This window comes from Pseudoalteromonas pernae (assembly GCF_039831865.1).
Classification (GTDB): domain Bacteria; phylum Pseudomonadota; class Gammaproteobacteria; order Enterobacterales; family Alteromonadaceae; genus Pseudoalteromonas; species Pseudoalteromonas pernae.
Window position 1 is genome coordinate 102,910 of sequence record NZ_JBDODM010000005.1, and the last position, 26,403, is coordinate 129,312.

The 26,403-nt window shown below is 45.8% G+C and carries 19 protein-coding genes and 1 tRNA gene; 6 read left to right on the top strand and 14 right to left on the bottom strand.

The genetic code is table 11. The features are described 5' to 3' along the window. Positions 1 to 40: 40 nt before the first annotated feature. From V1358_RS13025 to radA, 3 genes are all read right to left on the bottom strand, one after another. Complete coding sequence (locus tag V1358_RS13025; protein ID WP_347393798.1) at positions 41 to 2,746, bottom strand: CHASE domain-containing protein; 2,706 nt, start codon at positions 2,744 to 2,746, stop codon at positions 41 to 43. A gap of 187 nt (positions 2,747 to 2,933) precedes the next feature. Further along, positions 2,934 to 3,851 (bottom strand): aq_1923 C-terminal domain, encoded by a 918-nt coding sequence (locus tag V1358_RS13030; RefSeq protein WP_347393799.1) that lies wholly within the window; start codon positions 3,849 to 3,851, stop codon positions 2,934 to 2,936. 54 nt (positions 3,852 to 3,905) lie between these two features. Next, positions 3,906 to 5,276, bottom strand: coding sequence for a DNA repair protein RadA (gene radA / locus V1358_RS13035; protein WP_347390611.1), 1,371 nt, complete (start codon positions 5,274 to 5,276; stop codon positions 3,906 to 3,908). A gap of 113 nt (positions 5,277 to 5,389) precedes the next feature. On the opposite strand from radA, the gene V1358_RS13040 reads away from it, so the two are divergent. Then, the gene (locus tag V1358_RS13040; protein ID WP_347393800.1) at positions 5,390 to 7,855 is read left to right on the top strand and encodes a PilZ domain-containing protein; all 2,466 of its coding nucleotides are present in this window, start codon (positions 5,390 to 5,392) and stop codon (positions 7,853 to 7,855) included. 10 nt (positions 7,856 to 7,865) lie between these two features. Here the strand turns inward: V1358_RS13040 and serB are convergent, their stop codons facing one another. Continuing rightward, a complete protein-coding gene (serB, locus tag V1358_RS13045) occupies positions 7,866 to 8,879 on the bottom strand; it encodes a phosphoserine phosphatase SerB (protein WP_347393801.1) in 1,014 nt (337 codons plus the stop codon). Between the two features lie 89 nt (positions 8,880 to 8,968). On the opposite strand from serB, the gene V1358_RS13050 reads away from it, so the two are divergent. Further along, positions 8,969 to 9,616, top strand: coding sequence for an AhpA/YtjB family protein (locus V1358_RS13050; protein WP_347390608.1), 648 nt, complete (start codon positions 8,969 to 8,971; stop codon positions 9,614 to 9,616). Here the strand turns inward: V1358_RS13050 and V1358_RS13055 are convergent. The 4 genes from V1358_RS13055 to prfC form a co-directional block, all read right to left on the bottom strand. Further along, on the bottom strand, positions 9,559 to 10,326 hold the full coding sequence (locus tag V1358_RS13055) for a TatD family hydrolase (RefSeq protein WP_347393913.1): 768 nt from the start codon (positions 10,324 to 10,326) through the stop codon (positions 9,559 to 9,561). The genes V1358_RS13050 and V1358_RS13055 overlap by 58 nt on opposite strands. Next, positions 10,326 to 10,964, bottom strand: coding sequence for a pyridoxamine 5'-phosphate oxidase (gene pdxH / locus V1358_RS13060; RefSeq protein WP_347393802.1), 639 nt, complete (start codon positions 10,962 to 10,964; stop codon positions 10,326 to 10,328). Before pdxH ends, V1358_RS13055 begins: the two co-directional genes overlap by 1 nt. A gap of 195 nt (positions 10,965 to 11,159) precedes the next feature. Further along, positions 11,160 to 12,902, bottom strand: coding sequence for an arginine--tRNA ligase (argS, locus tag V1358_RS13065; RefSeq protein ID WP_347393803.1), 1,743 nt, complete (start codon positions 12,900 to 12,902; stop codon positions 11,160 to 11,162). A 66-nt stretch (positions 12,903 to 12,968) separates the two neighbouring features. Further along, complete coding sequence (prfC, locus tag V1358_RS13070; RefSeq protein ID WP_347393804.1) at positions 12,969 to 14,555, bottom strand: peptide chain release factor 3; 1,587 nt, start codon at positions 14,553 to 14,555, stop codon at positions 12,969 to 12,971. A gap of 246 nt (positions 14,556 to 14,801) precedes the next feature. Here prfC and V1358_RS13075 point away from each other — a divergent pair, with 246 nt between their 5' ends. Further along, the gene (locus tag V1358_RS13075; protein WP_347393805.1) at positions 14,802 to 17,468 is read left to right on the top strand and encodes an ATP-binding protein; all 2,667 of its coding nucleotides are present in this window, start codon (positions 14,802 to 14,804) and stop codon (positions 17,466 to 17,468) included. A gap of 519 nt (positions 17,469 to 17,987) precedes the next feature. Then, positions 17,988 to 18,887 carry a sensor domain-containing diguanylate cyclase gene (locus V1358_RS13080; protein ID WP_347393806.1) on the top strand — a complete coding sequence of 300 codons (900 nt, stop codon included), beginning with the start codon at positions 17,988 to 17,990 and terminating at the stop codon, positions 18,885 to 18,887. A 31-nt stretch (positions 18,888 to 18,918) separates the two neighbouring features. On the opposite strand, the gene rimI is transcribed toward V1358_RS13080, so the two are convergent. The 3 genes from rimI to V1358_RS13095 all read right to left on the bottom strand — a co-directional run bounded on the left by rimI (position 18,919) and on the right by V1358_RS13095 (position 19,819). Further along, positions 18,919 to 19,368: a ribosomal protein S18-alanine N-acetyltransferase gene (gene rimI, locus V1358_RS13085; protein ID WP_347393807.1), complete on the bottom strand. Its 450-nt coding sequence runs from the start codon at positions 19,366 to 19,368 to the stop codon at positions 18,919 to 18,921. Then, positions 19,361 to 19,675: a hypothetical protein gene (locus tag V1358_RS13090; protein WP_347393808.1), complete on the bottom strand. Its 315-nt coding sequence runs from the start codon at positions 19,673 to 19,675 to the stop codon at positions 19,361 to 19,363. Before V1358_RS13090 ends, rimI begins: the two co-directional genes overlap by 8 nt. Before the next feature lie 67 nt (positions 19,676 to 19,742). Next, positions 19,743 to 19,819, bottom strand: a tRNA-Trp gene (locus V1358_RS13095). A gap of 289 nt (positions 19,820 to 20,108) precedes the next feature. Here V1358_RS13095 and V1358_RS13100 point away from each other — a divergent pair. Continuing rightward, entirely contained in the window at positions 20,109 to 21,041 is a 933-nt protein-coding gene (locus V1358_RS13100; RefSeq protein ID WP_347393809.1) for a hypothetical protein, read from the top strand. A 59-nt stretch (positions 21,042 to 21,100) separates the two neighbouring features. Here V1358_RS13100 and guaA read toward each other — a convergent pair whose 3' ends face one another. Continuing rightward, positions 21,101 to 22,678 (bottom strand): glutamine-hydrolyzing GMP synthase, encoded by a 1,578-nt coding sequence (gene guaA / locus V1358_RS13105; RefSeq protein WP_347390599.1) that lies wholly within the window; start codon positions 22,676 to 22,678, stop codon positions 21,101 to 21,103. A gap of 109 nt (positions 22,679 to 22,787) precedes the next feature. Next, entirely contained in the window at positions 22,788 to 24,257 is a 1,470-nt protein-coding gene (gene guaB, locus V1358_RS13110) for an IMP dehydrogenase (RefSeq protein WP_347390598.1), read from the bottom strand. A gap of 134 nt (positions 24,258 to 24,391) precedes the next feature. On the opposite strand from guaB, the gene xseA reads away from it, so the two are divergent. Then, positions 24,392 to 25,750: an exodeoxyribonuclease VII large subunit gene (xseA, locus tag V1358_RS13115; protein WP_347393810.1), complete on the top strand. Its 1,359-nt coding sequence runs from the start codon at positions 24,392 to 24,394 to the stop codon at positions 25,748 to 25,750. Here the strand turns inward: xseA and V1358_RS13120 are convergent. Next, entirely contained in the window at positions 25,713 to 26,396 is a 684-nt protein-coding gene (locus V1358_RS13120) for a hypothetical protein (RefSeq protein ID WP_347393811.1), read from the bottom strand. The two genes, xseA and V1358_RS13120, sit on opposite strands and share 38 nt — an antisense overlap. Positions 26,397 to 26,403 lie beyond the last annotated feature (7 nt).

Here is a 26,403-nt window from a genome sequence, read left to right on the forward strand (position 1 = left end):
AAATTACAAGAGGGCGTGCCCCTAACCAACGCAGCGCGCACTAAGGTAGCGCCTCGTGAGTTAAAAACTCCGACATTTTTTCGATAAGATCAACAAATTCAACAGGTTTAGCTAAATAGCCATCAAAGCCATGCTGAAAATACTTGTCGATGTCTTCTTTCATTACATTCGCGGTCAAGGCGACGATGGGTAAATTAGGCTGTGCAGCTTTGATGCGCGTGCATGCTTCTACACCATCCATCTGTGGCATTTGAATATCCATAAAAATGAGGTCTAACGCCTGCTGCTCTGCCAGTGTGATTGCTTCCAACCCATTTTCAGCAAAATGCAGATTCGCTTTCGTATCAAGCAACAACCCTTCAATAATGGCTCGGTTTATCTCATTGTCTTCAGCAATGAGCACATTAAAGCCACTAAAGTCTGGAATCATAAATTCATCATTACTGGCTGGCTCTTTCACATCTACGTCCGTTTGCTTCAATGGCAGAGAAATATGAAAGGTGGTGCCTTCGTTTAGCTCTGAGTAGACATCGATATTGCCACCCATTAATTCAACCAATGATCCAGTAATAGCCATACCTAGGCCCGTACCGCCATAGCGCCTAGTCGTTGATGAATCAGCTTGCTCAAAGCGATTAAATAGACGCTCAAGCGTGCTCTGCGACATACCAATCCCTGTATCGATGACTTGGAATACCAAACCTTGCAGCGCATCAGATGTGACTGCCACACTCACAGAGCCCTGCTCAGTAAACTTGATAGCATTGGCGCTTACATTCAATAATATTTGTCGAATGCGATTAGCATCGCCGAGCCAAGCATCATTGTTGGCCTGGTTATCAATAACAAAATCGATATCTTTTTCAGCCAACATCACACGTACGTCCCCTTCAACCGAGGTAAGTAATTCCTGCAATGAGAAGGGTTGGAGATCGATACTTAGCTTTCCTGCTTCAATTTTAGAAAAGTCTAAAATATCGTTAATGATGGTATTGAGTGCCTTTGTTGAGTAAAGGGCTTTATTAATTAGCTCGACTTCACTCGCTGACTTTATCGATTTTTTCAGTAACTGAAGGGTGCCATAAATGCCATTCATTGGTGTGCGGATCTCATGGCTCATGTTAGCCAAAAATACTGACTTGGCGTTATTGGCGCTTTCTGCCAACTCTTTTGCCACAGACAACTCATTTTCTCGCTGCAACTGATCGGTTAAATCGTATGCCACCCCTAAGAAGCCAAATATATTACCTTGCTCATCTGACAGACTTGTCACGCTAAGGTGCACTTGCACGAATGAACCATCTTTGCGCACGTAGGTCCACCGACCGTTGTCAGTAAGCCCGTGCTTAGCCTTTTCAACAAATACATCGAAACCAGCCTGCACCGGATAGCCTAACTCTTCAGTTAGCCGCTGTGCTCGTGTTATTACTTCAGATTCCAGATGGAAAAGCGCAGGAGTTTGCACGGCGATTACTTCCTTGGCGCCATACCCTAACAAATGTTCGGCTCCTGGGTTAAAGGCAGTGATCACACCCGCCTCATCCGTGGCTATAATTGCGTACTCTGCAGCGCGCAGGATGCTGCGCTGGAGGATATTAACCTTGTTGATTTCATCAGTTCTGGCAGCAACTTCCTGCTCCAGCTTTTCGTTACTTACTTCCAGCGCCTTTCTGCGGGTTTGCTCTAATTCAACCTTATACGCCTTGTTTTCCACAAAGCGAATAATCATGATATGCAAACTAAGTATGATTAGTGCGATACATACACTGAGCACCATAATATTTATAAAAGCTTGGTTGCTCGGGGATAAACGCATATTGTTAATAAACGACGGTTCAGGATGTAAGGTAAAGCGCCAGTCGCGACCGTAGAGTGTTAACACCTTCACGCTCTCATAATCACTCAAAGCACTGTTGCGACCGACACCGAAAAAGTTAACCGGTTGTTCGTCGGTGACATCACCAATTTGCAGCACGACATCTGTGCCTATACCACTGGAAGAGTTTAATATCTCTTCAATCAACAGTGGTGCATAAGTCCAACCAACCAAGGACTCCATTCGCTGCTCCGGAGTTTCAGGGGGCTGTATTGTCGGAAAAAGCGGCTGCAAAATTAAAAAGCCATGCAACAACTTTTGATCCGCCTGCACTAGAGTAATCGGTGCTGTAAGTTGAATGGTATTGGTCATAGCCGCAGTTTCAGCAGAGCGTCTTCGCATCCTTTCCGAACCAATATCTAAGCCTATGGCCTGCTGATTTACCGCCTCTGGCATAATGTACTGAATGATAAAATGACTGTTATCATGGTCATTCAATTTGCGGATGGCAAAGCGATTATCTGGCCTATCAGACTGAGCCATCGCGATAAAAGACTCGAGCGCGTGAGGCTCTACCACGCGAATAAATCCAAACCCACGCGCACCCGGGTATTTTCTCGGGTAATCCTGGCTGTTTGAGTAGGTATCTAAGTAAGCATAATCAATAGCGCTGGGGCCACGTGCGTCTATCGCAGCTTTTAAACTGGAAATGCCCCGGGCGTAAAGAGACAAGCGGTCCTCCACCGAGGCAGTAATTTGTTCAATACGTTTTTCGAGCGTTTCATCGATGGCTTGTTTTCTATCCTGCTGATATCGCGTGTCCACTTGTAATGCATAGATGTAGCCTGCTAACACAATAATCAAAGGCAGCCACATCGCTTTTAGCAAATGGCGAGGCGACGAAACCTTTTTATTTTCTTCAACAGACATAAAACATGCATTCCATTTGATAACCTCAGGTGATGGCAACTCAAGTTACTAACAACAATAAGTTTTCCTACAAATTGTAGACGAATAAAAACTAACATGACGACTTTTAAACAAGCAATAAACTAGCCTAACAGATACAAAAAAGCCGGATATTAATCCGGCTCTTATACTCTTTAACGCACAGGGATTAGTTACCTGTCGCTTCAAGGTTAAAGAAGTTTGCTAACTCTTCAGGGTCACCCATCATCGTCATCATTTTTTGATTGATTTGCGCGACACTGGTGCCCTCGGGAAGCGATACCGAAACTTTGAATTGCTCAGTACCGTCGATAAAACCAAGCGCTGCCTCACGCAATCGCGCTGGTGCTGGCGACATACTTAATTGCTGCTGCGCTTGCATTTGGAATTGTTCAAAAGTCATGCCTTGCTCAGCAACCAAACGCTCAATCATGCCCTTGAGCTTACCATTGTTTTTAAGCTCAAAACTCATGCTTTTCGGCATAATAGTGGTCATTGCTGTCATTAGCTGGCTTTGCAACGCCAATTGCTGTTGCAAGTTTGGCTGGCCGCTGTCTGCTTGCTGTGCCATCTCATTTAATTGCTCTGACAGTGCCATTAATTGCTGTGAGTTGGTCATCGCAAAATCAAATTTAATATCCGCTATTTTACCAGCGTTGATGACGGTTTTAGCATCTGCGTCGCCATTGGCTTCGCTGTATTTGAATTCAGTGACTAGGTCGATTTTCTCGCCATTGAGCTCTTGCATGCCTTCAAGTGCAACACCTTTGAAGGTCAAATCGTTAATCGCTAAACGCGAATAATCTGAAACCTTTACGGGGCTAAAGCCTTGCATATCGATACTGGCAACATCTGCAATGTGATTACCTTCTGGGTCATTCACAGTAACATCGCCTAAGGAAATTGACTGCGTGAACAGGTCAGTCTTTAGTTCCCCGTAACGCACATCTACACCTGTTTGCGCGTGAAACTGCAATAACTGCTTATCAACGTCCTTACGAGCTTCTTTGCCCATGTAATAGTTAGCGTAGCTATAACCACCAAAGGCAATTCCGCCAAGTGCTACAACAAGAAGTAATTTTTTCATGCTAAATTCCTTTGGGGCTACCCTCGCCCCAGCTGATTGTTATTGGTTTTACCCCTAAAATAATGCTTCCAATGCTTCACTGAGACTGGCCACAGCTTGCACTTGCATTCCTTCAATTGGCTCTTTTGGTTTATTGTCAACAGGCACAATGGCGCGTTTAAACCCATGTTTTGCGGCTTCTCGCAGTCGCTCTTGGCCGCTTGGTACGGGGCGAATTTCACCACCCAAACCAACCTCACCAAACACCACGAGTTCACGCTCTAAGCTATAGTTTTTAAAGCTAGAAACTAAAGCCACGATCAGCGCCAAGTCTGCACTGGTTTCCGAGACTTTGACACCACCTACTACGTTTACAAACACATCTTGGTCAGCCACTTGCAACCCACCATGACGGTGTAAGACAGCAAGTAACATTGCTAGTCGGTTTTGTTCCAAACCGACCGTCACACGACGCGGGTTTGCAAGCTGAGAATAGTCGACCAAGGCCTGAACTTCCACTAGCAGCGGGCGTGTCCCCTCCCAAACCACCATGACTAACGAGCCCGGAGTTTGCTCTTGAGAGCGGTTTAAGAAGATGGCTGAGGGGTTTTTTACCTCTTTCAGGCCGTGCCCTGTCATGGCAAAAACACCCAACTCATTGACAGCACCGAATCGGTTTTTATGACCACGTAACGTTCTAAATCGACTGTCGCTACTACCTTCGAGTAAAATTGAGCAATCGATGCAGTGTTCGAGTACTTTCGGCCCTGCCAAAGAGCCGTCTTTTGTCACGTGACCGACCATGATCATAGCAATCTGATTTTGCTTGGCAAATCGAGTCAAATAGGCAGCACTTTCACGTACTTGAGACACACTACCCGGAGCTGATTGGATGTCGGCCATATGCATCACTTGAATCGAGTCGATCACCATGATGCTCGGCTTTTCGCGCAATGCCAGCTGGCAAATAGTTTCCACATTGGTTTCGGCTAAAGTTTGCAGCTTATCTGTGGGTAAGCCCAAGCGCTTGGCGCGCATTGCAACTTGTTGTAACGACTCTTCACCCGTTACATAGAGGGTTTTCATGTGCTGCGCCAAACCACACATGGTCTGCAACAAGATGGTACTTTTACCAGCGCCAGGCTCGCCGCCTATCAAAATGGCACTGCCAGGCACTACACCACCGCCGAGCACGCGGTCGAATTCTAAAAATCCAGTGGAAAAGCGCGGTAATCCCTCAAGATTCACTTCATCCAGAGTTTGAATTTTGGCTTCTACAAGTCCCGCATAGCCGCTTGTAGCGCCGCCATGACTGGTCGATTTAACTGAAGGGACACGAAATTCCGTGACAGTGTTCCAAGCTTTACATTCACTACACTGGCCTTGCCAGCGCGCAAACTCCGCTCCACACTCATTACATACAAAGGCTGTTTTCTTTTTTACCATAGTAAAGGCATAATTTTTGCTTTATTAATTGCTTAGGGTTGCGTAATTAAAGAATAAACAATAATTTGACACTCAGTATAACGGTTTTTCAATGCTGGGTAATGGTTTAATACATGGCTGAAGACATTCTTACAAAACATCAATCTCTGATTGAAGATCTCAAAGGTTCATTAGGCGAAAAAGGCTTTAATAGCGAATTCGCTGAAAAGACGGCTGAGTTATCAAAAGGAGATCAGTTCATCATTAAGATGGAACTAAACCGTCTTCGTCAGCCGTGCAGCCGCGCTCTTGACCTACGTGGATTGACTTCAGGTGAAATCCAAAGCTACTCCTACAAAAATCAAAATCACTTTTTAGATCACGATGCCATCACGGTATTCGAGCAAGGTGTAAAACGCTTTGGTGAGTACACGCTGTCTGTATATGAGATGGTGATGGATCATGTCAACAGTCGTCGCCAACAGCGCCAACAAGTTATCCAAGCCTCAGAAGAACAGCAAACAGGTGAGAAGCTAATCCGTTTCGCTTCTTATGAATCACGCCAGCAAGAGCGCATGAACTATGCCATAAAGGTGCGCGTACTCGTAAACGACAAGCGCATTGAGGGTAAAACCAGTGATATATCACTCGGTGGGTGCAAACTTCGCCTGCCAAGCCACAGCATGTTGGCAAGCAACCAGCTGGTGCGTGTGCGCTTTACTGGTCTTGAAGAAGATTTCGAATTGGGCCTTAAAGACGGTGTTGAATATGAAGTGGTCGCTATCGAACCAACCAGCGACATGGACTTTTACTACGCACGAATGAAGCGCACCCAGTCGCAACCCACGCCCGGATTTGACGAGTTTCTGGAACGTTTTATCGACGGCAACAAACGCCGTTATAAGGTGAATTTAGATAATACCCTCGACGCCGTAGTGACTAAAGGTTACGAGCAGTATTATGTGCCTCGTATCAATTCCTTGTTTGCATTTATTTGTGAGCAAGAAGGCAAATTGCACCCGCGCGTGTTGCTGACTACAGAGAACAACCTGGACTCTCATTACTATTTCAATGATGAGCAGCGTCACTCGATGGTCCCCAATATTCTTGGCCCGCAGCGTTTGCACAGCGTGCTATCCCGCAAGGGACAAGTAAAACACACTTTGCTGTACAGCTTTACGCACACCCAAAATGATCGCGTGTTTTTTTACAGCGCGACCGACATCGAACTGGCCACATACCCAGAATTACGCGCCCTATTCTTCGCCTATGGCAGCCGCAAACCAAGTTGGCGCGTACATAAATTACAGCTAGTGCCAGCGCAAAGTGGCGATACCCATATTCTGCTGAGTTTGCCAGACACCGCTGGCGATGCCATTGCCAAACTCAATAAGCCACCTAGCGCCAGAGTGATGAGCTACTTACGTGGCTTGAAGTATTTATGTTTGCTGACCCCTATACATAGCCCAATGCTTACACAACGGCTGCAGCGCTATAAGTTAGACAAAACCTTGGTTAATCAGCTCAAGGTATTTGGTCATCGCCGCACTAAGACACCCGAGCTTGAAATCGTCGCGCTCGAATATGCCAACTTGCGTTCACACAAACGATATTTGTATCAAACCGAAGTAGAAGTCACAGGCGGACTCAGCCAAGTACAAACGGCACAATCTCGAGATTTTAGTGTTCTGGGGATGCAAATCGAGTTACCTGCGCCTACGAAGGCGAAAAAAGGCGACGTCATCGAAGTCGGCCTGCCACAACTACAAGCAATCACCAAAAAGTACAAGCTGCAAAACATTCCCTATGAAGTCATGGCGGTGAGCAAGTCTGGCACCATTTTAAATCTCAAAGCGTATCAAAAGAGCAAACAACCGCATGTTGGTGTGTTGTTCTTCTCGCAGTTAATCGAAAATAACAAAGACAAACTGCAAGTATGTGAAGAAGAAGCTAAAGTTCCTGGGCTATCAAAGGCGTTACGTAATATCGTGATCAAGAATGTCTGCCAAACGCCTTTGTATTTCACCAAAGATGATACTCATATTCGCTTAGGAGCGATGGGCGAAGGCCGTTACCACAGTGCCATTCACGCTATTTGGAGCCAGTACGGATTGCTCACTGACCACCCAGACTTAACACCGCTACTCAAAGATAACAGCCTAAGAGTGTTAACAAATGCACTGCGTGACGGACAACGCCAAGATAAAGCTAAAGCGTTTGATTTGTTTATTCACCTCAACCCTAAACATGAAGATCTCAACAAAGCCCTGACTTCTCGTTGTGTGGCCGTAGAGGGTGACTACACGCCCATTAATGCGTTTGTTAATGAAGCGCTGAAATCAGGCATGCTTTTTACCTTTCGATTATTCCTATCAAAAACAGGTCGCCCAGATACCAAGTACTTGATAAGCGAGCTTAAATACATCAGCCACTACGCACTGCATAAAGCAAAAGAGCTGGAGAAAAGCTTGTGGGAAGTCGAAGGAGTGATGGATGCGATAGCAATTGACGAACTACTACCTCGCCTGTTCGCTATTGACGTAAAGGCGTTTCACGCCATGGTTGAGCGCCGCAGCAAGTGGCTGCAGCGCATCGGTTAGTGTCGCTTAATCAGTCGCGTAACGGTATGGTTAAGAAGTACAGCAATTGCGCTAAGCTGCCTGCAGTAATGGCAGCTGGAGCCTGAGCAACCACCTTTTCTTTACCGTGTACAGCAACACCTAACCCAGCTTCTTGCATCATTAATAGATCATTCGCGCCATCACCAATAGCCATAGTTTGCGATTTAGGCAATTGCAGTTGCTCGCGGTATTGCGCTAAAAAGCGTGCTTTTTCTTGCGCATCAACGATTTGCCCGCTAACCGTACCGACAAGCGCCGCACCGTCATCATCTAACTGATTTGCGTGAATTTTATCGAGGTTAAGTACGCTTTGAACCTGCTTCGCAAAAGGAATAAAGCCACCAGATGCTATGGCCAAATGCCAATTGTTTTCACGCAGCACTGCACACAATTGTTCAACACCTGGCATTAAAGGCAGTTGGCTTTTAAGGTCATCGACTAAATCCAGTTTAATGCCCGCTAGTTTGGCAACTCGTTGGCGTAAGCTTTCGCTAAAGTCCAACTGCCCAGCCATCGCTTGCGCTGTAACAGCAGCCACCTCATCGTAAACGCCGCCTAAACGCGCGATTTCATCGATACACTCAATAGTGATTGCGGTTGAGTCCATATCCATCACCAAAAGACCCGCTTGAGATAGCTTGGGAGGATTTACCAAGGCTGCACATTGCACACCGTTTTCAGCACTATAGGCCTTTACTTGGTCATTTAATTGCGCGTCAGCATTTGAAATAGCGAAAGCAAAAGCTGGGGGTAAATCAGCATGTGCTTCATAACGGACGACACCAACAAGTTCCCCTCCCCATTGCTCTAACTGCTGGGCAAAATTGGCAACGTGCATGCCTAACTGAAAACTAAATATCACCACATAAGTGAGGCTACCGGGTGCATCTGCCACCAAAGACGCATGGTCAAAGTCATACCAAGTATTTAAATTGAGGTGATTACTTAGGGACAGATCGTCTTGCTGTGCTAAAGTAGAAAAAGCAATACTGTGCTGTGGCATCAAACGCTCCAACGCAAATTAGATAAGAGATAAAGGCTGTGCCAATTTAATCATTGATGGCAAGGAAAGTCAGTAACCACATGAGTGATATGAAAAATAAACAAGTAAAAAATCCGGTGCGGACATCACGCTGGCAACGCCTAACAAGACTGGTGTTTGCCGCTTTTTGCTTGGTACTACTTACGTGGATGGCATTTAATACAAGTTTCCAAGGCCACCAAATGCTTTATCAACAAAGCTATCAGTATGCCAAGAGCCTGTCGCAGCAATTAGCCTTCACTGCCGCATTGCCCTTGGAGCAAAACAACAAGCCACGCTTAACCGAGTTAGCTAATCAGCTGAGTACAGATGAAGTTATTCAAAGTGCGGTGATTTACGATATCAGTGGCGCCAAACAAGCACAGAGCGATGTTTACTCGCCCTATGATCCCCAATACGGCATTACCTTGGGCACTCCGGGGATCAGTAAATTAACGCAGCCAATTGTCATCCCGATTACCTCATCACAAGAGCAAAAGCCAATTGGCTTTGCTCGCGTTAACTACCTGCCACAAACAGCCATAGATACCAGCCATAGGTACATCCATGAAGTGGGCCGTCAGGTATTATTAATGCTGATTATTTGCTGTATTTTCACTTGGCAACTTGGGCGTGGATTGAAACGTTGGCAGCTTAAACGCTATTTTCGTAAGAAGGCTAAACAGTTCAGATACAATAACTCTGACAAAGCCTCATGATCTGACTCACCAAGACACTCAACCAATGCTCTAAACACCTGAGGGATTCGCTCAGGTGTGTTAATTTCCCCTTGATAGCCATACAGCGGCATGCTCGGTGCATCCGTTTCTAGCAGTAAGTGCTCCGCACCGATGCTGCGCAAGGCTTCTTTAGTCTTGTGAGCGCGTGAATAGGTAATTGTGCCCCCTACCCCTAACCTAAACCCCGCTTTAATATAGCTTTGCGCAACTTGGGTTGAGCCTGAAAACGCATGAATGACGCCACCAAATTTAGGTGGACATCGCTTAAAACTCGCAGCGATTAAGTCATGACTCTGGCGATGATGCACAATCAAAGGCAGTTCGTATTCATTGGCAATAGCAATCTGCGCTTCAAACAAGCTCTGTTGGGTTGCTAAGTTCTCAACGTGTCTATCGATACCGCATTCGCCCACGGCGACAAAGGTATCGCGATGCTGTGCTATCAAGTCAGCGAGTTCGCAGACATGCGTGTCATGGTGCTGGGCTAAAAAGTAAGGATGCAAGCCCGCACTGACATAGGTACTGGGTGTGTTCTGGGTGAACTGAATAAGGTGATGTGACTGTGCCAAGCTGATGCCTGGCACCACAAAATGTGTGACTCCCAGCGCGTGGGCATTAGCAATGCGCTGCGCTCTACCATCATCGAATTCACTAAAATCGAGATGACAGTGAGAGTCAATAAAGCGCATCACGGATTGAGGCGCTCTACCTGCCATAAATCATCCGCTTGGCGGGTATACATAAAACGGTCATGCAAGCGGTGGGCGCCACCTTGCCAAAACTCAACTTTAGTCGGTTTAACGCAGTACCCTCCCCAGAAGTCAGGCAATGGAATTTCGCCTTTAGCGAACTTGCTCTTCATTTGCGCAAATTTTTCCATCAACACTTGGCGCGACGATACTGGACGGCTTTGGCTTGATGCCCAGGCTGCCAATTGGCTTTCTTTAGGCCGAGATAAGAAATATTTGGCCACATCGCTCACAGGTAAAGGCTGCGCTTCACCGTAAACAATGACCTGACGTTCAAACATGTGCCAAGGGAAATGCAGGCTGATCTTGTTGTTCTTCGCCAGCTCACTGGCTTTACGAGAGCCCGTGTTAGTGAAAAACACAAAGCCTTTCTCATCCAAGCTTTTTAGCAGCACGATACGCTGTGAAGGCTGCCCGTGTTCATCCACTGTCGCCACGACCATCGCTGTTGGGTCTGGGATCTGCGCAGCAATCGCCTGCTCCAGCCACTTTTCAAATTGCGCAACTGGGCTTGCCTCGAGCATGCTCTCGTCTAACCCACCTTGTAAATATTCACGACGAATATCATCAAGTTTCATAGCAAATCCTTCTTAGTATGCTCAAATGAGCAACGCAATTGCTTTAAGCCATCATTTTCGATTGTCGAAAGCATCAGCAAGTGCAGAAGCGCTGACAAGGCGGTACTCTTTTTTATACCTAGGAACATACGTGAAGTATGTGACTAGTGTTAAAAAAGAGCACCAACGCAGTCAAAGCGAACTACACGCCACTGATTACATTTGCTCCATAACGTCGATACCTAAAAGGTCTAAACCTTTTTGCAATGTCTTCGCCACCAAAGAGCACAACACCAAACGACTGTTCTTATCTTCTTCGCTCACACCCTCTTTCAGTACTGGGCATGCTTCATAGAAGCTCATGTACAGGCTCGCAAGCTCATATAAGTAACCACATAATACGTGCGGTGTAGCATCATTGATCATTTGATCTAGCACTTCTTCAAACTGCATCAGTTTGATTGCAAGAGCTTTTTCTTGAGGCTGTGCAACCACCACTGGAGCTTGGTGTGCAGCACTATCGATGCCCGCTTTACGGAAAATACTCTTAACACGGGTATAGGCATATTGCAGGTAAGGAGCGGTTGCGCCTTCGAAGCTCAGCATCGTATCCCAGTTGAAGATGTAATCGCTGGTGCGGTGCTTTGAAAGGTCTGCATATTTCACTGCGCCAATACCGACTTTGCTGGCAATTTCTTCTTGCTCCTGGTCGCTCAGTGGTGACTCACGCTCAGATAACTTCGCTTTTGCACGGGTTACCGCTTCATCGAGAAGGTCAGCTAATTTAACGGTGCCACCCGTACGAGTTTTAAATGGCTTACCGTCTTCACCCATCATGGTGCCGAATGGGCAGAATTCATAGCTTGTTTCGTCGCGTAAGAAACCGGCTTTACGTGCTGTGATTTCTACTTGGCTGAAGTGCAAACTTTGACGTGCATCGACAAAAATCATGATGCGATCTGCGCCCAACGTGTGTGAACGGTATTCACACGCTGCTAAGTCAGTAGTTGCATACAAGAAGCCGCCACCTGATTTTTGTACGATGAATACTGACGGCTCACCATCTTTGTTCGCCAACTCGTCGATGAATACAACTTGTGCACCTTGGTCTTCTTTAGCAATACCCTTCTCACGAAGTACATCAATCATGCGTTGAAGCTCGCTGTTGTACGCGCTTTCTGCATAGATGTCTTCACGCTTAAGTGTCACGTTGAGCTTGGCATATACTTCTTCTGAGTGTTTCACCGAGGTATCGATAAACATTTGCCACAGCTTGTCACAATGCGAATCACCTTGCTGTAGTTTTACTACGTATTCACGAGCGCGATCGGCAAAACCTTCTTCGTCGTCAAAGCGCTTTTTCGCGTCACGGTAGAAGCTCTCAAGGTCCGCAAGGGCTACTTTCTCAAGATCTACACCGTCGTTTAACAAGTCTTCAAGGTGCGCAATCAACATACCGAATTGCGTGCCCCAATCACCCATGTGGTTTTGACGAATCACTTTGTCGCCACGGAATTCTAATGTACGAGCCACCGCATCACCGATGATGGTTGAACGCAGGTGACCTACGTGCATTTCTTTCGCTAGGTTTGGCGATGAGTAATCGACAACTACAGTGTGTGGATTTGCATGCTCTGCTACACCTAGCTTTGCGTCTTGGTTTGCGTTCGCAACAGACTGGGCTAGAAATTCAGGTTTTAGGTGAATATTGATAAAACCAGGGCCTGCGATTTCAACTTTGTCTGCTAAATCAGATACATCAAGGGCATCAATGATTTTTTGCGCCAACTCACGTGGGTTAGCTTTTAATTTCTTCGCCGCGCCCATTGCGCCATTGATCTGGTAGTCACCAAATTGCGGACGCGTGCTTTGCGTGACCGCTGGATTTGTGCCTTCTTCAAGCCCCGCAGCAAGCATGGCGGCATTGGCTTTGTCGATTAAAATTTGTTTAATGTTCATCGTTGCAGTTACCTTGCAATTGGGCCAGCGCTTTGCTGGCCGAGATAAATTAGGGAGCTTGGAGTATTAGTGTTCACGCGTTTCGCTGAATTTCACTTCAGGGTAGCGCTCCATCGACAGATTTAAGTTTACACGTGTTGGCGCGATGTACGTCAGGTTGTCACCGCCATCAAGCGCTAAGTTTGCTTCGCACTTACGTTTGAATTCTTCGAACTTTTTGGTATCTGTGCTTGAAACCCAGCGTGCAGTGTTAACGTTCACACTCTCGTAGATTGCATCAACTTTGTATTCCGCTTTCAAGCGCGCCACAACCACGTCGAACTGCAGCACACCGACCGCGCCTACAATTAGATCGTTATTGATAAGCGGACGGAACACCTGCACAGCACCCTCTTCTGAAAGCTGTACTAAGCCTTTAAGCAATTGCTTTTGCTTCAATGGATCTTTCAAACGAATACGGCGGAATAATTCCGGTGCGAAGTTTGGAATACCGCTGAACTTGAGCTTTTCACCATCAGTAAAGGTATCACCGATTTGAATCGTACCGTGGTTATGTAAACCAATGATATCACCGGCGTAAGCGTCTTGCGCACGCTCACGATCGCCCGCCATAAAGGTAACGGCGTCAGAGATGCTCACTTGCTTACCAATACGCACATGGTTCATCTTCATACCTTGCGTGTATTTACCAGAAACAATACGCATAAAGGCAATACGGTCACGGTGTTTAGGGTCCATGTTCGCTTGGATTTTAAAGACGAAACCAGAGAACTTTTCATCTTCGGCTGTCACTTCGCGCTCATCATCGGTTTTGCGCGGCATAGGCGCAGGCGCCCACTCTGTTAAGCCATCCAGCATATGGTCAACACCAAAGTTACCTAGTGCCGTACCAAAATAAACAGGCGTTAATTCACCACTTAGGAACATTTCCAGATCGAATTCATTCGAGGCACCTTGCACCAATTCGATTTCTTCACGCAATTGCTCTGCAAGGCTTTCACCGACGGCTTCGTTCAATTCAGTGCTGTCCAAGCCTTTGATTGTGCGCACTTCTTGAATTGTGTGACCATGGCCAGTTTGGTACAAGATTGTTTCGTCACGGTGCAAGTGGTACACACCTTTGAACTCTTTACCACAACCAATTGGCCATGTGATGGGTGCACACATGATGTTTAGTTCGGTTTCTACTTCATCAAGCAATTCCATTGGGTCGCGAATATCACGGTCCAATTTGTTCATGAAGGTTACGATAGGTGTATCACGAAGACGCGTTACTTCCATTAGCTTACGAGTACGATCCTCTACACCTTTGGCTGCGTCGATAACCATCAAGCAAGAGTCAACAGCGGTCAATGTGCGGTAGGTGTCTTCCGAGAAGTCTTCGTGTCCCGGAGTATCAAGTAGGTTAACTAGTCGCTCATTGTAAGGAAACTGCATTACAGAAGTCGTTACGGAGATACCACGCTCTTTTTCCATTTCCATCCAGTCTGATTTAGCGTGCTGGTTTGAGCCTCGGCCCTTTACCGTACCCGCTTTTTGAATAGCTTGACCAAATAAGAGTACCTTTTCGGTAATCGTGGTTTTACCCGCATCCGGGTGGGAAATGATTGCGAACGTGCGTCGCTTATTAATTTGCTGTATTAGTTCTGACATGCGGTCACTTTTGCGCTAACGACCCAACTCAATGATACAGTTAAGTCGTAAATAAGTTATAAAGACAATATTGCGCGTGATTATACCGATTTTCAGGTGCGCACAAAAGCGCCGAATACAAGTAAAAGTGACTTCTGGGCAAACCTGTGTGTATTATTACCAAGCATTGGGTATAATTTTAGTTGTGTTCCCATATCTATAACGCGCTGAAGCCATTTTAAGACGTTGCAAGGAGGCGCCACGGCCATGAAAACAAGCAAGTTGAGTATTCGCTTACTCTGGTATATCACACCCGTTGTGATACTGCCGTTATTGTTTTTAGGCGGCTTTACCCTCACAAACGTTACCAGTTCGTCGGAACAGCAGTCTCAGCTTATCGTCAGTCGTTTTGTGGAACAGCAGCAAAACAAAGTGTTCCACTCCCTCAATGTGTATCACTCAACCACCGAATTACTTAGTTCTTCGCCGGTACTACAAAATTTTCTTCATGAAATTGATGGCAGCAGCGGCAACTATCGCCAAAACCTCGCTGCATTACTGGATGTCTTCAGCAGCTACACAGACGCCTATCCTGACATCATGAGTATTAATTTTGTCTCAGCAACACAAGACAGTTACGCTTATTTTTCAACGACCTTACAGTCACCACCCGATGAGTATCCATTTTTCGAGCAGCTAGTGACTAGTTCTTTACGCCGCCAACAATTCATGGTGCAGGCGGATAATGGCGAAACGTCGCTGTATTTTGCACAAAAGGTGTTTGCTCCCGATTTTCGTTTGGAGCGTCCCATACTTCTCGGTTACATCATTCTCAAAGTGCAACCCACTGTACTTAATACCGCGATTTTAGAGGCCCCTTACAACAATACCTTAAACTTGCTACTTACTGAGCAAGGCAAAGTCCTGTTCAGTTCTAATCATGCACTGTTAGGTACCACGCTCACCAAAGAGGATTTCCGAAAAATCAATGATTGGGCAGACAACAGTCAATTAAATGAAGTGGTGTTGGAGAGTGTCGATAATACGCCACGCATGATGTATGTGGTGCAAATGTCGGACGGTCATTATTTTGCGACCAGCATACCAAAAACGATGCTTTATCAAGCAGGTAAACTGATCAGTTTGATTACTGCATTGATCGTCTTTATCTCAGTGATCACCCTACCAATTCTTATTTTTATCGTAGTGCGCAACCTGTTACTCAACCCCATAGAAAAACTCGGTGAAGCCAGTCATCGCGTGGGGGAAAATGATTTATCTGTGCGCCTTGAACAAAATCGCTCCGATGAAGTAGGCCAGCTTTTTAGCGACTTCAATAACATGGTTGATAAAATTTATCATAGCCAAAGCGAGCTCAAAGAATACAAAGACACGCTAGAGCAGAAAGTTGAAGAACGTACTCTTGAGTTAGAACAGACCAACAAAGCACTAGAGCGTGCCATTGAACAAGCAGAGCAAGCGAATCAGCTAAAAAGTCGCTTCCTTGCCAACATGAGCCATGAAATTCGCACGCCACTGACGGCGATTATGGGCTTTACCGAACAACTTATCGAGAATAATCAGGTTGAAGACCACAGAGTTCAACAGCAATTATCGACAGTGCTACGCAACTCTCGCCACTTGTTGGAACTGATCAACAATATTCTCGACCTATCTAAGATTGAAGCTGAAAAGTTAGCTGTTAATCGCGAACCAGTATCTATCTATGAGCTTTTTGATGACTTATCTTCCATCATCGCTCCACAGGCGCAGCAAAAAGAACTCGAGTTCAAAATTAGCTATGATTTTCCGGTCCCTAGGTATTTAAACAGTGACCAAACTCGCCTCAAACAAATTATGCTCAATATCCTCACCAATGCGGTCAAATTTACAGCTAATGGTTTTGTGCACCTTAACGTGAGCTACCAAGAGGGTATTTTAAAGTGCGTAGTCACCGACTCAGGTATTGGTATCTCGGCGCAGGAACTAAGCCGTATCTTCAAACCGTTTGAGCAAGCAGACTCCACCACGACACGTCGTTTCGGTGGCAGTGGCTTAGGTCTGTGTATTGCGAAAAACTTATCACAGTTACTTGGTGGTGATATTTGGGCACAGAGCGAACAAGGCAAAGGCAGTCAATTCACCATTCACATTGATTGTAACCAAGTCTATGACGACAGCGAATTCTATACCGCGCTCGAGCAAATGCAGCCACCAAAAGTAGATATACCCACCCTCAGCTGGAAGCAATTTGACGGTGAGATTCTCGTTGCTGAGGATAACAAAGATAACCAAGCCTTAATCTCATTGCTGCTGGAGCGATGGGGCATTACCCCTGATTTCGCAAACAATGGTGCAGAAGCGGTGGAGAAAGCGTTAGTGAAAGACTACCAGCTAATCCTGATGGATATGCAAATGCCAGTGATGGGTGGTGAAGAAGCGACTCAAATGTTGCGCCATGCGGCGTATGATGGGCCAATCATTGCGCTAACCGCGAATGTAATGAAACATGACATCGACCGCTATTTGCAAGCAGGTTGTAATAAGGCCCTTGCAAAACCTATTGATAAAGAACAACTTGAGCACACACTCGCAACTTACTTAAGTTTACAACAAGAGGCAAACTCCCGCTGGGAAGACATTTTGCAGAGTGAACGCTTCTTGCAAATAAATGAAAACTATAAACAAAAGCTGCCCGACTATTTGGCGCAAGTCCAAGCACATCAGCAGGCCGCGGAGTGGGAACAGCTGCAAGCAGTCGCACACAGTATCAAAGGCAGCGCCAGCTGCTTTGGCTTCAATGGTGTTGCCGATGCCGCGGATGAGCTAGAAAAATCTATCCGCGAGGGTAGCTATGAAGACCATGACTACCCAGTACTCAAGCTAGAGCACGCTATCCGCTTTGCGCTCGAAAAAGATTTAGAGTCCAGCTAAGGGCAAACTTTAGATAATTAACATCAAAGTACATATGGCTAAGTTTTTGACTCGGATATAAAACAAGAACAAGCCAAATGTACTTGGGCGAACACACCCCCTCACATCGGTTGCCAAACGATTCAACCACTCTAGCGCGACGCTGTGAGAATCGCACACCCTTTGGCGTAATGTCGATTTCAAATTACGCTTCTCACCAAAAGCAATCCTTTTGCATTAAAAAAAGCCACATCAGCCCCTATTTTAGGTAAACTATTACAGAGATAGAAAACGGTAAATTGCGTGCTTAACAACTGATAAGGCACTGCACGCTGAACCAATAGATTTTCAGCTGTGCAATATGCCGTGGCAACGAAGGCGTTCGCAAAAACATGATTTAGGATAAGAAATAAGGCGTTAAGCATTGCCTAATTTTAAGATTCCACCTTTACTTAAGAGGATGTTCTGAATGCCCTTTACAACAATAACAATATGCAGCTAGGCCTTTAGTTCAGCTTAGTTGACAGTGAAGGTAAGCCTATGAAAACGTCGAGTAATACCGACAACAGTTTCCTAAAAAAGCTTAGTGTTGATGAGCTATTGCAGGTAGTGCCCGACCTTTTTTTTGCTCTCAACGCCGACGGCACAATTCTTGAGCATCAGGCTGGCAATAGTTCGGATTTATATGTCCCACCCCAAGAGTTTCTTGGCAAGTCCATGTTCGATGTACTCCCCCCTGAACCTGCGCAATTACTGCGTATTACCTTTGAGCGGGTAAAATTTTCAGGACAGTTAAATTCGGTGCACTATCAACTTAATGTCGGCGGCGATTTCAAATGGTTTGAGGCCCGCATTGTAAAGTCAAAAGAAGACCGTTTTATCATGCTTGTTCGCGACATTACTGTAGATAAAACCAAAGAATTGAGTATCTTGCATCAGATTCATCATGATCACCTAACGGGGCTGTATAACCGCTGTTACGCGTTTGAGTTTATTCAAAGAGAGTTACACCAAGCCCACAATGGCCTATCTGAGTTAGCGCTGTTTTATATCGATATCGATGACTTCAAAGATATTAATGATCAGCTTGGGCATGTGATTGGCGATGAGGTACTCAAAGAAGTCGCTCACGCAATCCAAAAGTCTGTGCGCAAAGACGACATCGCGTGTCGCATCGGTGGAGATGAATTTTTGGTGATAGCAAATGGTGAGTTTACGCATACAACACTGCGCAGTACTGCAAAGCACATTTTGCGAGCTATCGACGCTGCGTCACGAAAACTCGCTTTGGGCCTGAGCTTCTCAGTGAGTATTGGTATTTCAATCAGCAGCCCAAACAACACCGATCCCATGAGGCTTGCTGAGCAAGCTGACAGTGCCATGTACGATGCAAAACATTGTGGCAAACATGGCTACGCAATTTTCACTGCACCGACGTAGCAAAAGACAAAGTCGTCAGAATGAATGGCAGTTAAAATTCGATTTCGTCTAGCAGGGTTTTCATCATTAACATGGCATCTTCGCCATCAGGATAATAATTCTTGCGACGCCCATTGAAGTCAAAACCACAGTTTTGGTAAAGATTGAAGGCTGTAGTGTTACTCTCTCGCACTTCCAAAAACATCAGTTCAGCACTTCGTTGCTGCGCGTTTTTCTCTAGATCATGCATGAGCTTCTTACCAAGCCCTTGACCTTGATAAGCTGGCGACACACAAATATCGATAAGCGTGATATCTGGGCCTGCCTGTTCAGCCACATAAAAAGCAACGAGCTGGTTTTTTGCAAACAGTCCTCGGGCAAAATAGCGACCAGTTAGACATGAAAGCATTAACTTTTCATTCCAAGGATGTGTATGACAAGCATTCTCTATCACCATAATCTCGGCAATATGGTCGTTATTCAAAGGCAAGATTTCAAACATCAATAAACACCTGATCTCGTTGAGATAGTTGCTGCCACAACCGTTGCTTTTGGGTGGCACTGAGTTGTGATGCAGGTAGATAAACAGTGTTACCTTGCAGCGTTGGCTCATCCACAGAGGCCACAAAAACCTGTGCGCCATCGGGCAGTAAACGACAAATATCATCAGACAATGGGCTGCTTAATGGAGACATTGATTCATCATTAAAAACCAGACTCTCGTCTTGTGTGCCCTGCTCTTTAGACAGTGCACGCGAACGCAATTGAACAGGCTGAATAGCAAAAATTTTCGCAAACTGAGAATGCATACTGATTCGTTATAATGATGATTTTTCGGCGGTTGCCAGTGTAGCTCAAAGAAGCATAAGAGAGAAGTGGCAGGGGCGGAGAGATTCGAACTCCCAACCGTCGGTTTTGGAGACCGCTGTTCTACCAATTGGAACTACGCCCCTGCAATGTCGACGCATTATAATGAGCTTTTCATAAAGGTAAAGAAAAAATATCGTTCATATAGCTCAACTGCCTTTAAAATAATCAAACCGGAGGATTTACACACAAAAGTCCGATATTCATCCCTCATCTTCGCCACCCAGCTAACAGTCCGTACCTCAATTGACATAAGCACTAGCCGTTGCTAAATTCATGGCCGGATTCGTCAAGTTGACTGAATCTTACGCACAATGGAATGCGCGTTAAACGTGAAGCTCTTAGCGCGTTTGTAAACTTTATAAGGACATTATCATGAGTCTATCCAATAGCAGAATACTCCTGCTAGTCACGATATTCATGCTGCTTATCAGCAACAAAGCATTTGCCAAGAACTATCTTAATATTGAAATTGCCGATGAAATATTGGCGCTCAATGACCAATACACTGTTACATTAAATGAAGGCGTCAACCCAGATGTAAAGCATAAGGTGGACAAAAAACTCCTTACCTTTGTGCCGCAAGAGGACAAAGTCTTCTACGAGTTTACGGTTGCAATAGAGGGTGACGAGAAGCAGTGGTACGTCGACTTATTTGTCTTTAGTAATCAAAAGAACTTCCTCAACTTTAACACCCTGTTGTTCTCGGCCTTGCTAAACCCGATGGATTTCTACCACTTAGATCATCGCGCTGGGTATAACTTCTTCAAGTCCTATGCACAACATATTGATGGCGATTATGAAAAGTTAAAAAGTGAGTACAACAAAGGCCCAACGCATTACTTCAGCTATATGGACGCATTGGGCGATTATCAAAACTTCATGACCAACGTGTACCCAGTGCAAACCAAGCTCCAACAAGCAGCAAAAGAGGCACAAGGCACGAAAGTCGTTGCTCATGAAAAAGTGATTACTAACTTTATAAATGCGGTCAATAAGAAACGTTCGATGCCCTTGTTAAAATACCGAGACCCTAATGCACCGCAAGCACACAAAGAGATATACGAGCGCGGCATACAAACCTTGTACGCCTACTTCGACAAAATTGGTAACCCAACTAAGTTTAACGTGCTACAAAAACGCAAATACGAGAACATCAATCAGCCAATTGTTGATTACTACCTCGTGGAAATTCTTGAGCACAATGGACAACTTGATAACAAAATAGAGATGGAGTTCTTCTTCAGTGATGTACATGGCAAACGTTACATCAAAGAATACGATATAACAGGCATTCATTTTCAATAAAAAAAGGGCTGATATCAGCCCTTTATAATGTCTTTATCTTAGCAAAAGATAATTAGGTCTTATTCCCACTCGATAGTCGCAGGCGGCTTGCCTGAAATATCGTAAACTACGCGAGAAATACCGTCGATTTCGTTAATGATACGGTTTGAAACCTTACCTAAGAATTCATAAGGTAGGTGCGACCAACGTGCCGTCATAAAGTCTATCGTTTCAACGCAACGTAGGCTCACAACCCAGTCGTATTTACGCGCATCGCCCATAACACCTACAGAGCGTACCGGTAGGAACACAGTAAACGCTTGGCTTACTTTGTGGTAAAGGTCTGCATTGTGTAGCTCTTCGATGAAAATCGCATCAGCACGGCGAAGTAAATCACAGTACTCTTTCTTGATTTCACCTAGAACACGTACACCTAAACCAGGACCTGGGAACGGGTGACGATAAAGCATATCGTAAGGTAGACCAAGCTCTAGACCAATCTTACGCACTTCGTCTTTGAATAGCTCACGTAGAGGCTCAACAAGGCCAAGCTCCATATCTTCAGGAAGACCGCCCACGTTGTGGTGAGACTTGATTACGTGTGCCTTACCAGTTGCTGATGCAGCTGATTCGATCACGTCTGGGTAAATTGTACCTTGTGCAAGCCATTTAGCGTTTACACGCTTGCTAGCCTCTTCATCGAATACTTCGATGAAAGTATGACCGATTGCTTTACGCTTTGCTTCTGGCTCGTCAATGCCTTCAAGTGCTTTAAGGAAGCGCTCTTCGGCGTCAATTTTAACGATGTTCAGGCCGAAGTGGTCGCCAAACATGTCCATCACTTGCTGGCCTTCATTCAAACGAAGTAGACCATTGTCAACGAACACACATGTTAGTTTGTCACCAATCGCGCGGTTAATAAGCATTGCTACTACTGATGAGTCAACACCACCAGAAAGACCAAGGATAACTTCGTCGTCACCCACTTTCTCTTTGATGCGAGCAATCGCATCTTCGATGATTTGTGCAGGTGTCCATAGCTTTTCACAGCCACAGATATCAACAACAAAACGCTCAAGAATACGCTGACCTTGCAACGTGTGCGTTACTTCTGGGTGGAACTGAACGCCGTAGAAACGCTTCTCTTCCCATGACATCGCCGCATGCGGACACGTGTCTGTTTTCGCCGTTGTTGCAAACTGAGGTGGAATAGCTTCAACCTTGTCGCCATGGCTCATCCATACGTCTAGAAGACCTGCGCCGTTCTCACCTAGGTGATCTTCAATCGCTTCAAATAACGGGCAATCACCTACTTTTTCAACTTTCGCATAGCCAAACTCTTTCTTGTCAGAGCCGTGTACTTTACCGCCAAGTTGCATAGCCATTGTTTGCATGCCGTAACAAACGCCAAGCACTGGCACACCTGCTTCGAATACATAGTCTGGCGCGCGAGGGCTGCCTTCTTCTACAGTTGACTCAGGGCCACCAGATAGAATGATACCTTGTGGGTTGAATTCACGGATTTGCTCTTCCGTTACATCCCAAGCCCACAGCTCACAATAAACACCAATTTCACGCACACGACGGGCGATTAATTGCGTGTACTGTGAACCAAAGTCTAGGATCAATATACGGGAGTCATGGATATCTTTGCTCATTGCGATCTCATCTAAATTAAATGAAATTGGACTGGCGAGTGTTTATTTCACCAGTCGAAAATTATTAAGGGCTAGCAGTTGCTAGCCCTAATCTCGTCTACAGTGGCGATTAGCCTAGACGGTAGTTTGGTGCTTCTTTGGTGATTTGCACGTCATGAACGTGAGACTCACCCATACCTGCAGAAGTTACACGTACAAATTGCGGCTTAGTATTTAGTTCTTCAATGGTAGCACAGCCAGTTAGACCCATTGCACTGCGAATACCGCCCACTTGCTGGTGAATGATGTTCGCGATTGGGCCTTTATATGCCACGCGACCTTCGATACCTTCTGGTACTAGCTTTTCTTCAGATTTAGCATCTTGGAAGTAACGGTCTGATGAACCTTCTTTCTGGTTCATTGCACCTAAGCTGCCCATACCACGGTATGACTTATAGTAACGACCTTGATAAAGTTCAACTTCACCTGGTGCTTCTTCTGTACCCGCTAACATTGAACCCACCATCACTAGTGACGCACCAGCAACAAGTGCTTTAGCAATATCACCAGAGAAGCGGATACCACCGTCTGCGATTACTGGAATATCACGGCCTTTTAAGCCTTCAACTGCATCAGAAATCGCTGTAATTTGTGGCACACCACAACCTGTAACGATACGAGTCGTACAGATAGAGCCAGGGCCAATACCAACTTTAACGGCATTTGCACCGGCATCAGCTAATGCAATTGCGCCTTCAGCTGTTGCTACGTTACCCGCTACGATTTGGAGGTCTGGGTATGCTTCACGCGTTGCTTTAACACGGTCGATTACACCTTGAGAGTGACCATGCGAGGTATCGATAAGTAGAATATCAACACCCGCTTCAACCAATGCAGCAATACGCTCATCAGTGCCTGCGCCAACACCAACAGCAGCACCCACACGTAAACGACCTTGATCGTCCTTACATGCGTTTGGTTTATCTTGTGCTTTTTGGTAATCCTTCACTGTGATCATGCCTTTAAGTTTAAAGTCATCATTCACAACTAAGATCTTTTCGATGCGGTGCTCATGCATAAGACCTAGAATTGTTTCGCGGTCAGCACCTTCTTTTACCGTTACTAGCTGCTCTTTTTTCGTCATTACTGTCGAAATTGGTTGGTCTAGTTTGGTTTCAAAACGCATATCACGGCTTGTCACGATACCCACTAAGTTGTTATCAGTATCAACAACAGGGAAACCTGAGAAACCTTTGTCATGTGCTAATGCTAACGCACCTGCGATAGTCAGATCAGCAGTAACAGTAACAGGGTGAGAAACTATGCCCGCTTCGTAAGTTTTTACCTTACGAACATTCGCTGCTTGCTCAGCGATGGTCATATTCTTGTGGATAAAGCCCAAACCGCCTTCTTGTGCTAACGCAATAGCTAAACGCGCTTCGGTCACTGTATCCATAGATGCAGACACGATTGGCAAATTTAGTTCGATTGTTTTGGTTAGACGAGTTTTAAGGTTTGCTGTATGGGGTAATACAGTTGAATGACCTGGTACTAATAGTACGTCATCAAAGGTTAAAGCTTCTTTAGCGATCCTAAGCATTGGCAACTTCTCACGAATTGGTGATTGGATGGAGTTGCGGCGGCATTTTATCAGCGATGTTAGGGCGAGTAAAATAAAATTTGCGCTTTATTTATGATAAAATGCATTTAGTTTTTTCAAAGTACGATATCACAATGTATTCACAGACAAATTCCCCAGCAAATCAAAGCGTCTATACCGTGTCGCGACTGAATCGTGAGATACGTACAATTTTGGAGCGTGGGTTCGCATCCATTGTCCTCAGCGGTGAAATTTCCAACTTCGTCGCGCCTTCTTCAGGGCATTGGTACTTCTCTCTCAAAGATGACAAATCACAAGTGCGTGCCGCAATGTGGCGAGGCAACAATCGCTATGCAAAATTTCGCCCCAAAGATGGCGACCAAGTGCAAGTGCAAGCGCGCGTTTCTTTGTACGAGCCACGCGGTGACTACCAAGTTATTGTTGAGCACATGGAAGCCGCAGGTGAAGGCCAACTAAAACAACAATTCGAAGCACTAAAAATGCAACTGGCGGCTCAAGGGTTGTTCAGCTCTGCGCACAAGAAGCCACTGCCAAGCACCATCAATAAAGTAGGTGTTATCACCTCCTCTACCGGTGCCGCCATCAAAGATATCTTAACCGTGTTGCAACGCCGGGCACCGCAACTAGAAGTGGTGATTTATCCTTGCCAAGTGCAAGGCGACCAAGCCCATGTGGGGATCATTGAAAAACTAGAAATCGCCAACGCTCGTAACGAAGTGGACGTGCTGATAGTGGGTCGTGGCGGTGGTAGCTTGGAAGACTTGTGGTGCTTTAACCACGAACAATTGGCGCACGCAATTTACCAATCAAATTTGCCAGTGATAAGCGCAGTGGGCCATGAAATTGATACCACTATCAGTGACTTTGTAGCGGATATACGCGCTGCAACGCCATCTGCCGCGGCGGAATTAGTGAGCCCAGACAGTAATCAATTGCGAGACGCCATCTCTCATAAGCGTCACCAGTTGCACAGTGCGTGGCGCCACCAGCTTCATGCGCGCCAGCAGCAATTACAGATATTACAAAGCAGACTGGCACAACAACATCCTGCAAATCAACTGATGCAACAGCAACAGCGTTTGGATGAATTACAAATGCGCTTGCATCATGCTATGGAAGCGCGCCTTAGCCACCAGCAACGTAATTTGAGTCAGTTAGGTATGCGCATGCAGCGTGCTAATCCGAGCCATCAACTAGCCAGTGCCAAATACCAATTGCAACAACTATCTAGTCGACTGGTGGCAGCGCAAAAAGAGCAAGTCTACACGGCGCAATCGCAGCTAGCACAGTTGGCTGCACGACTCGACAGCATCAGCCCACTAGCTGTATTAGCTCGTGGCTATAGCATTACCAAAGGTGCACAAGGCATCATCAAATCGGTGCAACAAGTGCAACCACAACAGCTGTTAACCACTGTGGTCGCCGATGGTGAGATTAAGACTCAGGTGATTGGCGTTCAACCCAAAGGCTAAGACCTTCATCAGTGCTGCGGGCATTGCTGCGCATAAACTGTTGCCACCAAGATTGGCTCTGCAAATTGGTTTGCATCGTTGACCAGTCCGTTCGTGGGTCGAGTTCCACGCCCTCTTGTGGAGTAAACTCCATGCGGCATATGGTGCTTTTGCACTCGACCTCTTCAAGTTGCATCACATCAGCAAGGCCCGCGCTATAGAGAAAATCACTCACTTGCGTTTCAGTCATGTAGGCCCATTTTTCATCTCTGTCTTGTTCGGCGAAACGCGCTTGCAGCTCTTCAAGCATCTCTTCTGGTCGCTGCAGTGCTGATTGCAGTTGTTTCACTTGTTGTTTGGCAGCATTTAGTTCACGTCGCAGTTGTACAACTTCACCTTGTTGTTGAGCGACGTCTGGTACTGGAGCGTCAGTTGGCACAGCTGCGTTTTGGCTATCGATAACCACTTCTTTTACCACTACTTGATGCTGAGTTTTAGTTTGCACTGGCTCAGCGATTTGCTGTTGTGACACCACAGCAGGGGACTCAGAGTGCTCCTGATAGACTAAATCTTTGGGTGTTGTTGGGGTCGCGAACAGCCAATATCCAGATGCTAGCCCCACAAAAAAGGCCGCTATTGCGGCCGATAATATTGGTTTAGTTACCATACTATTC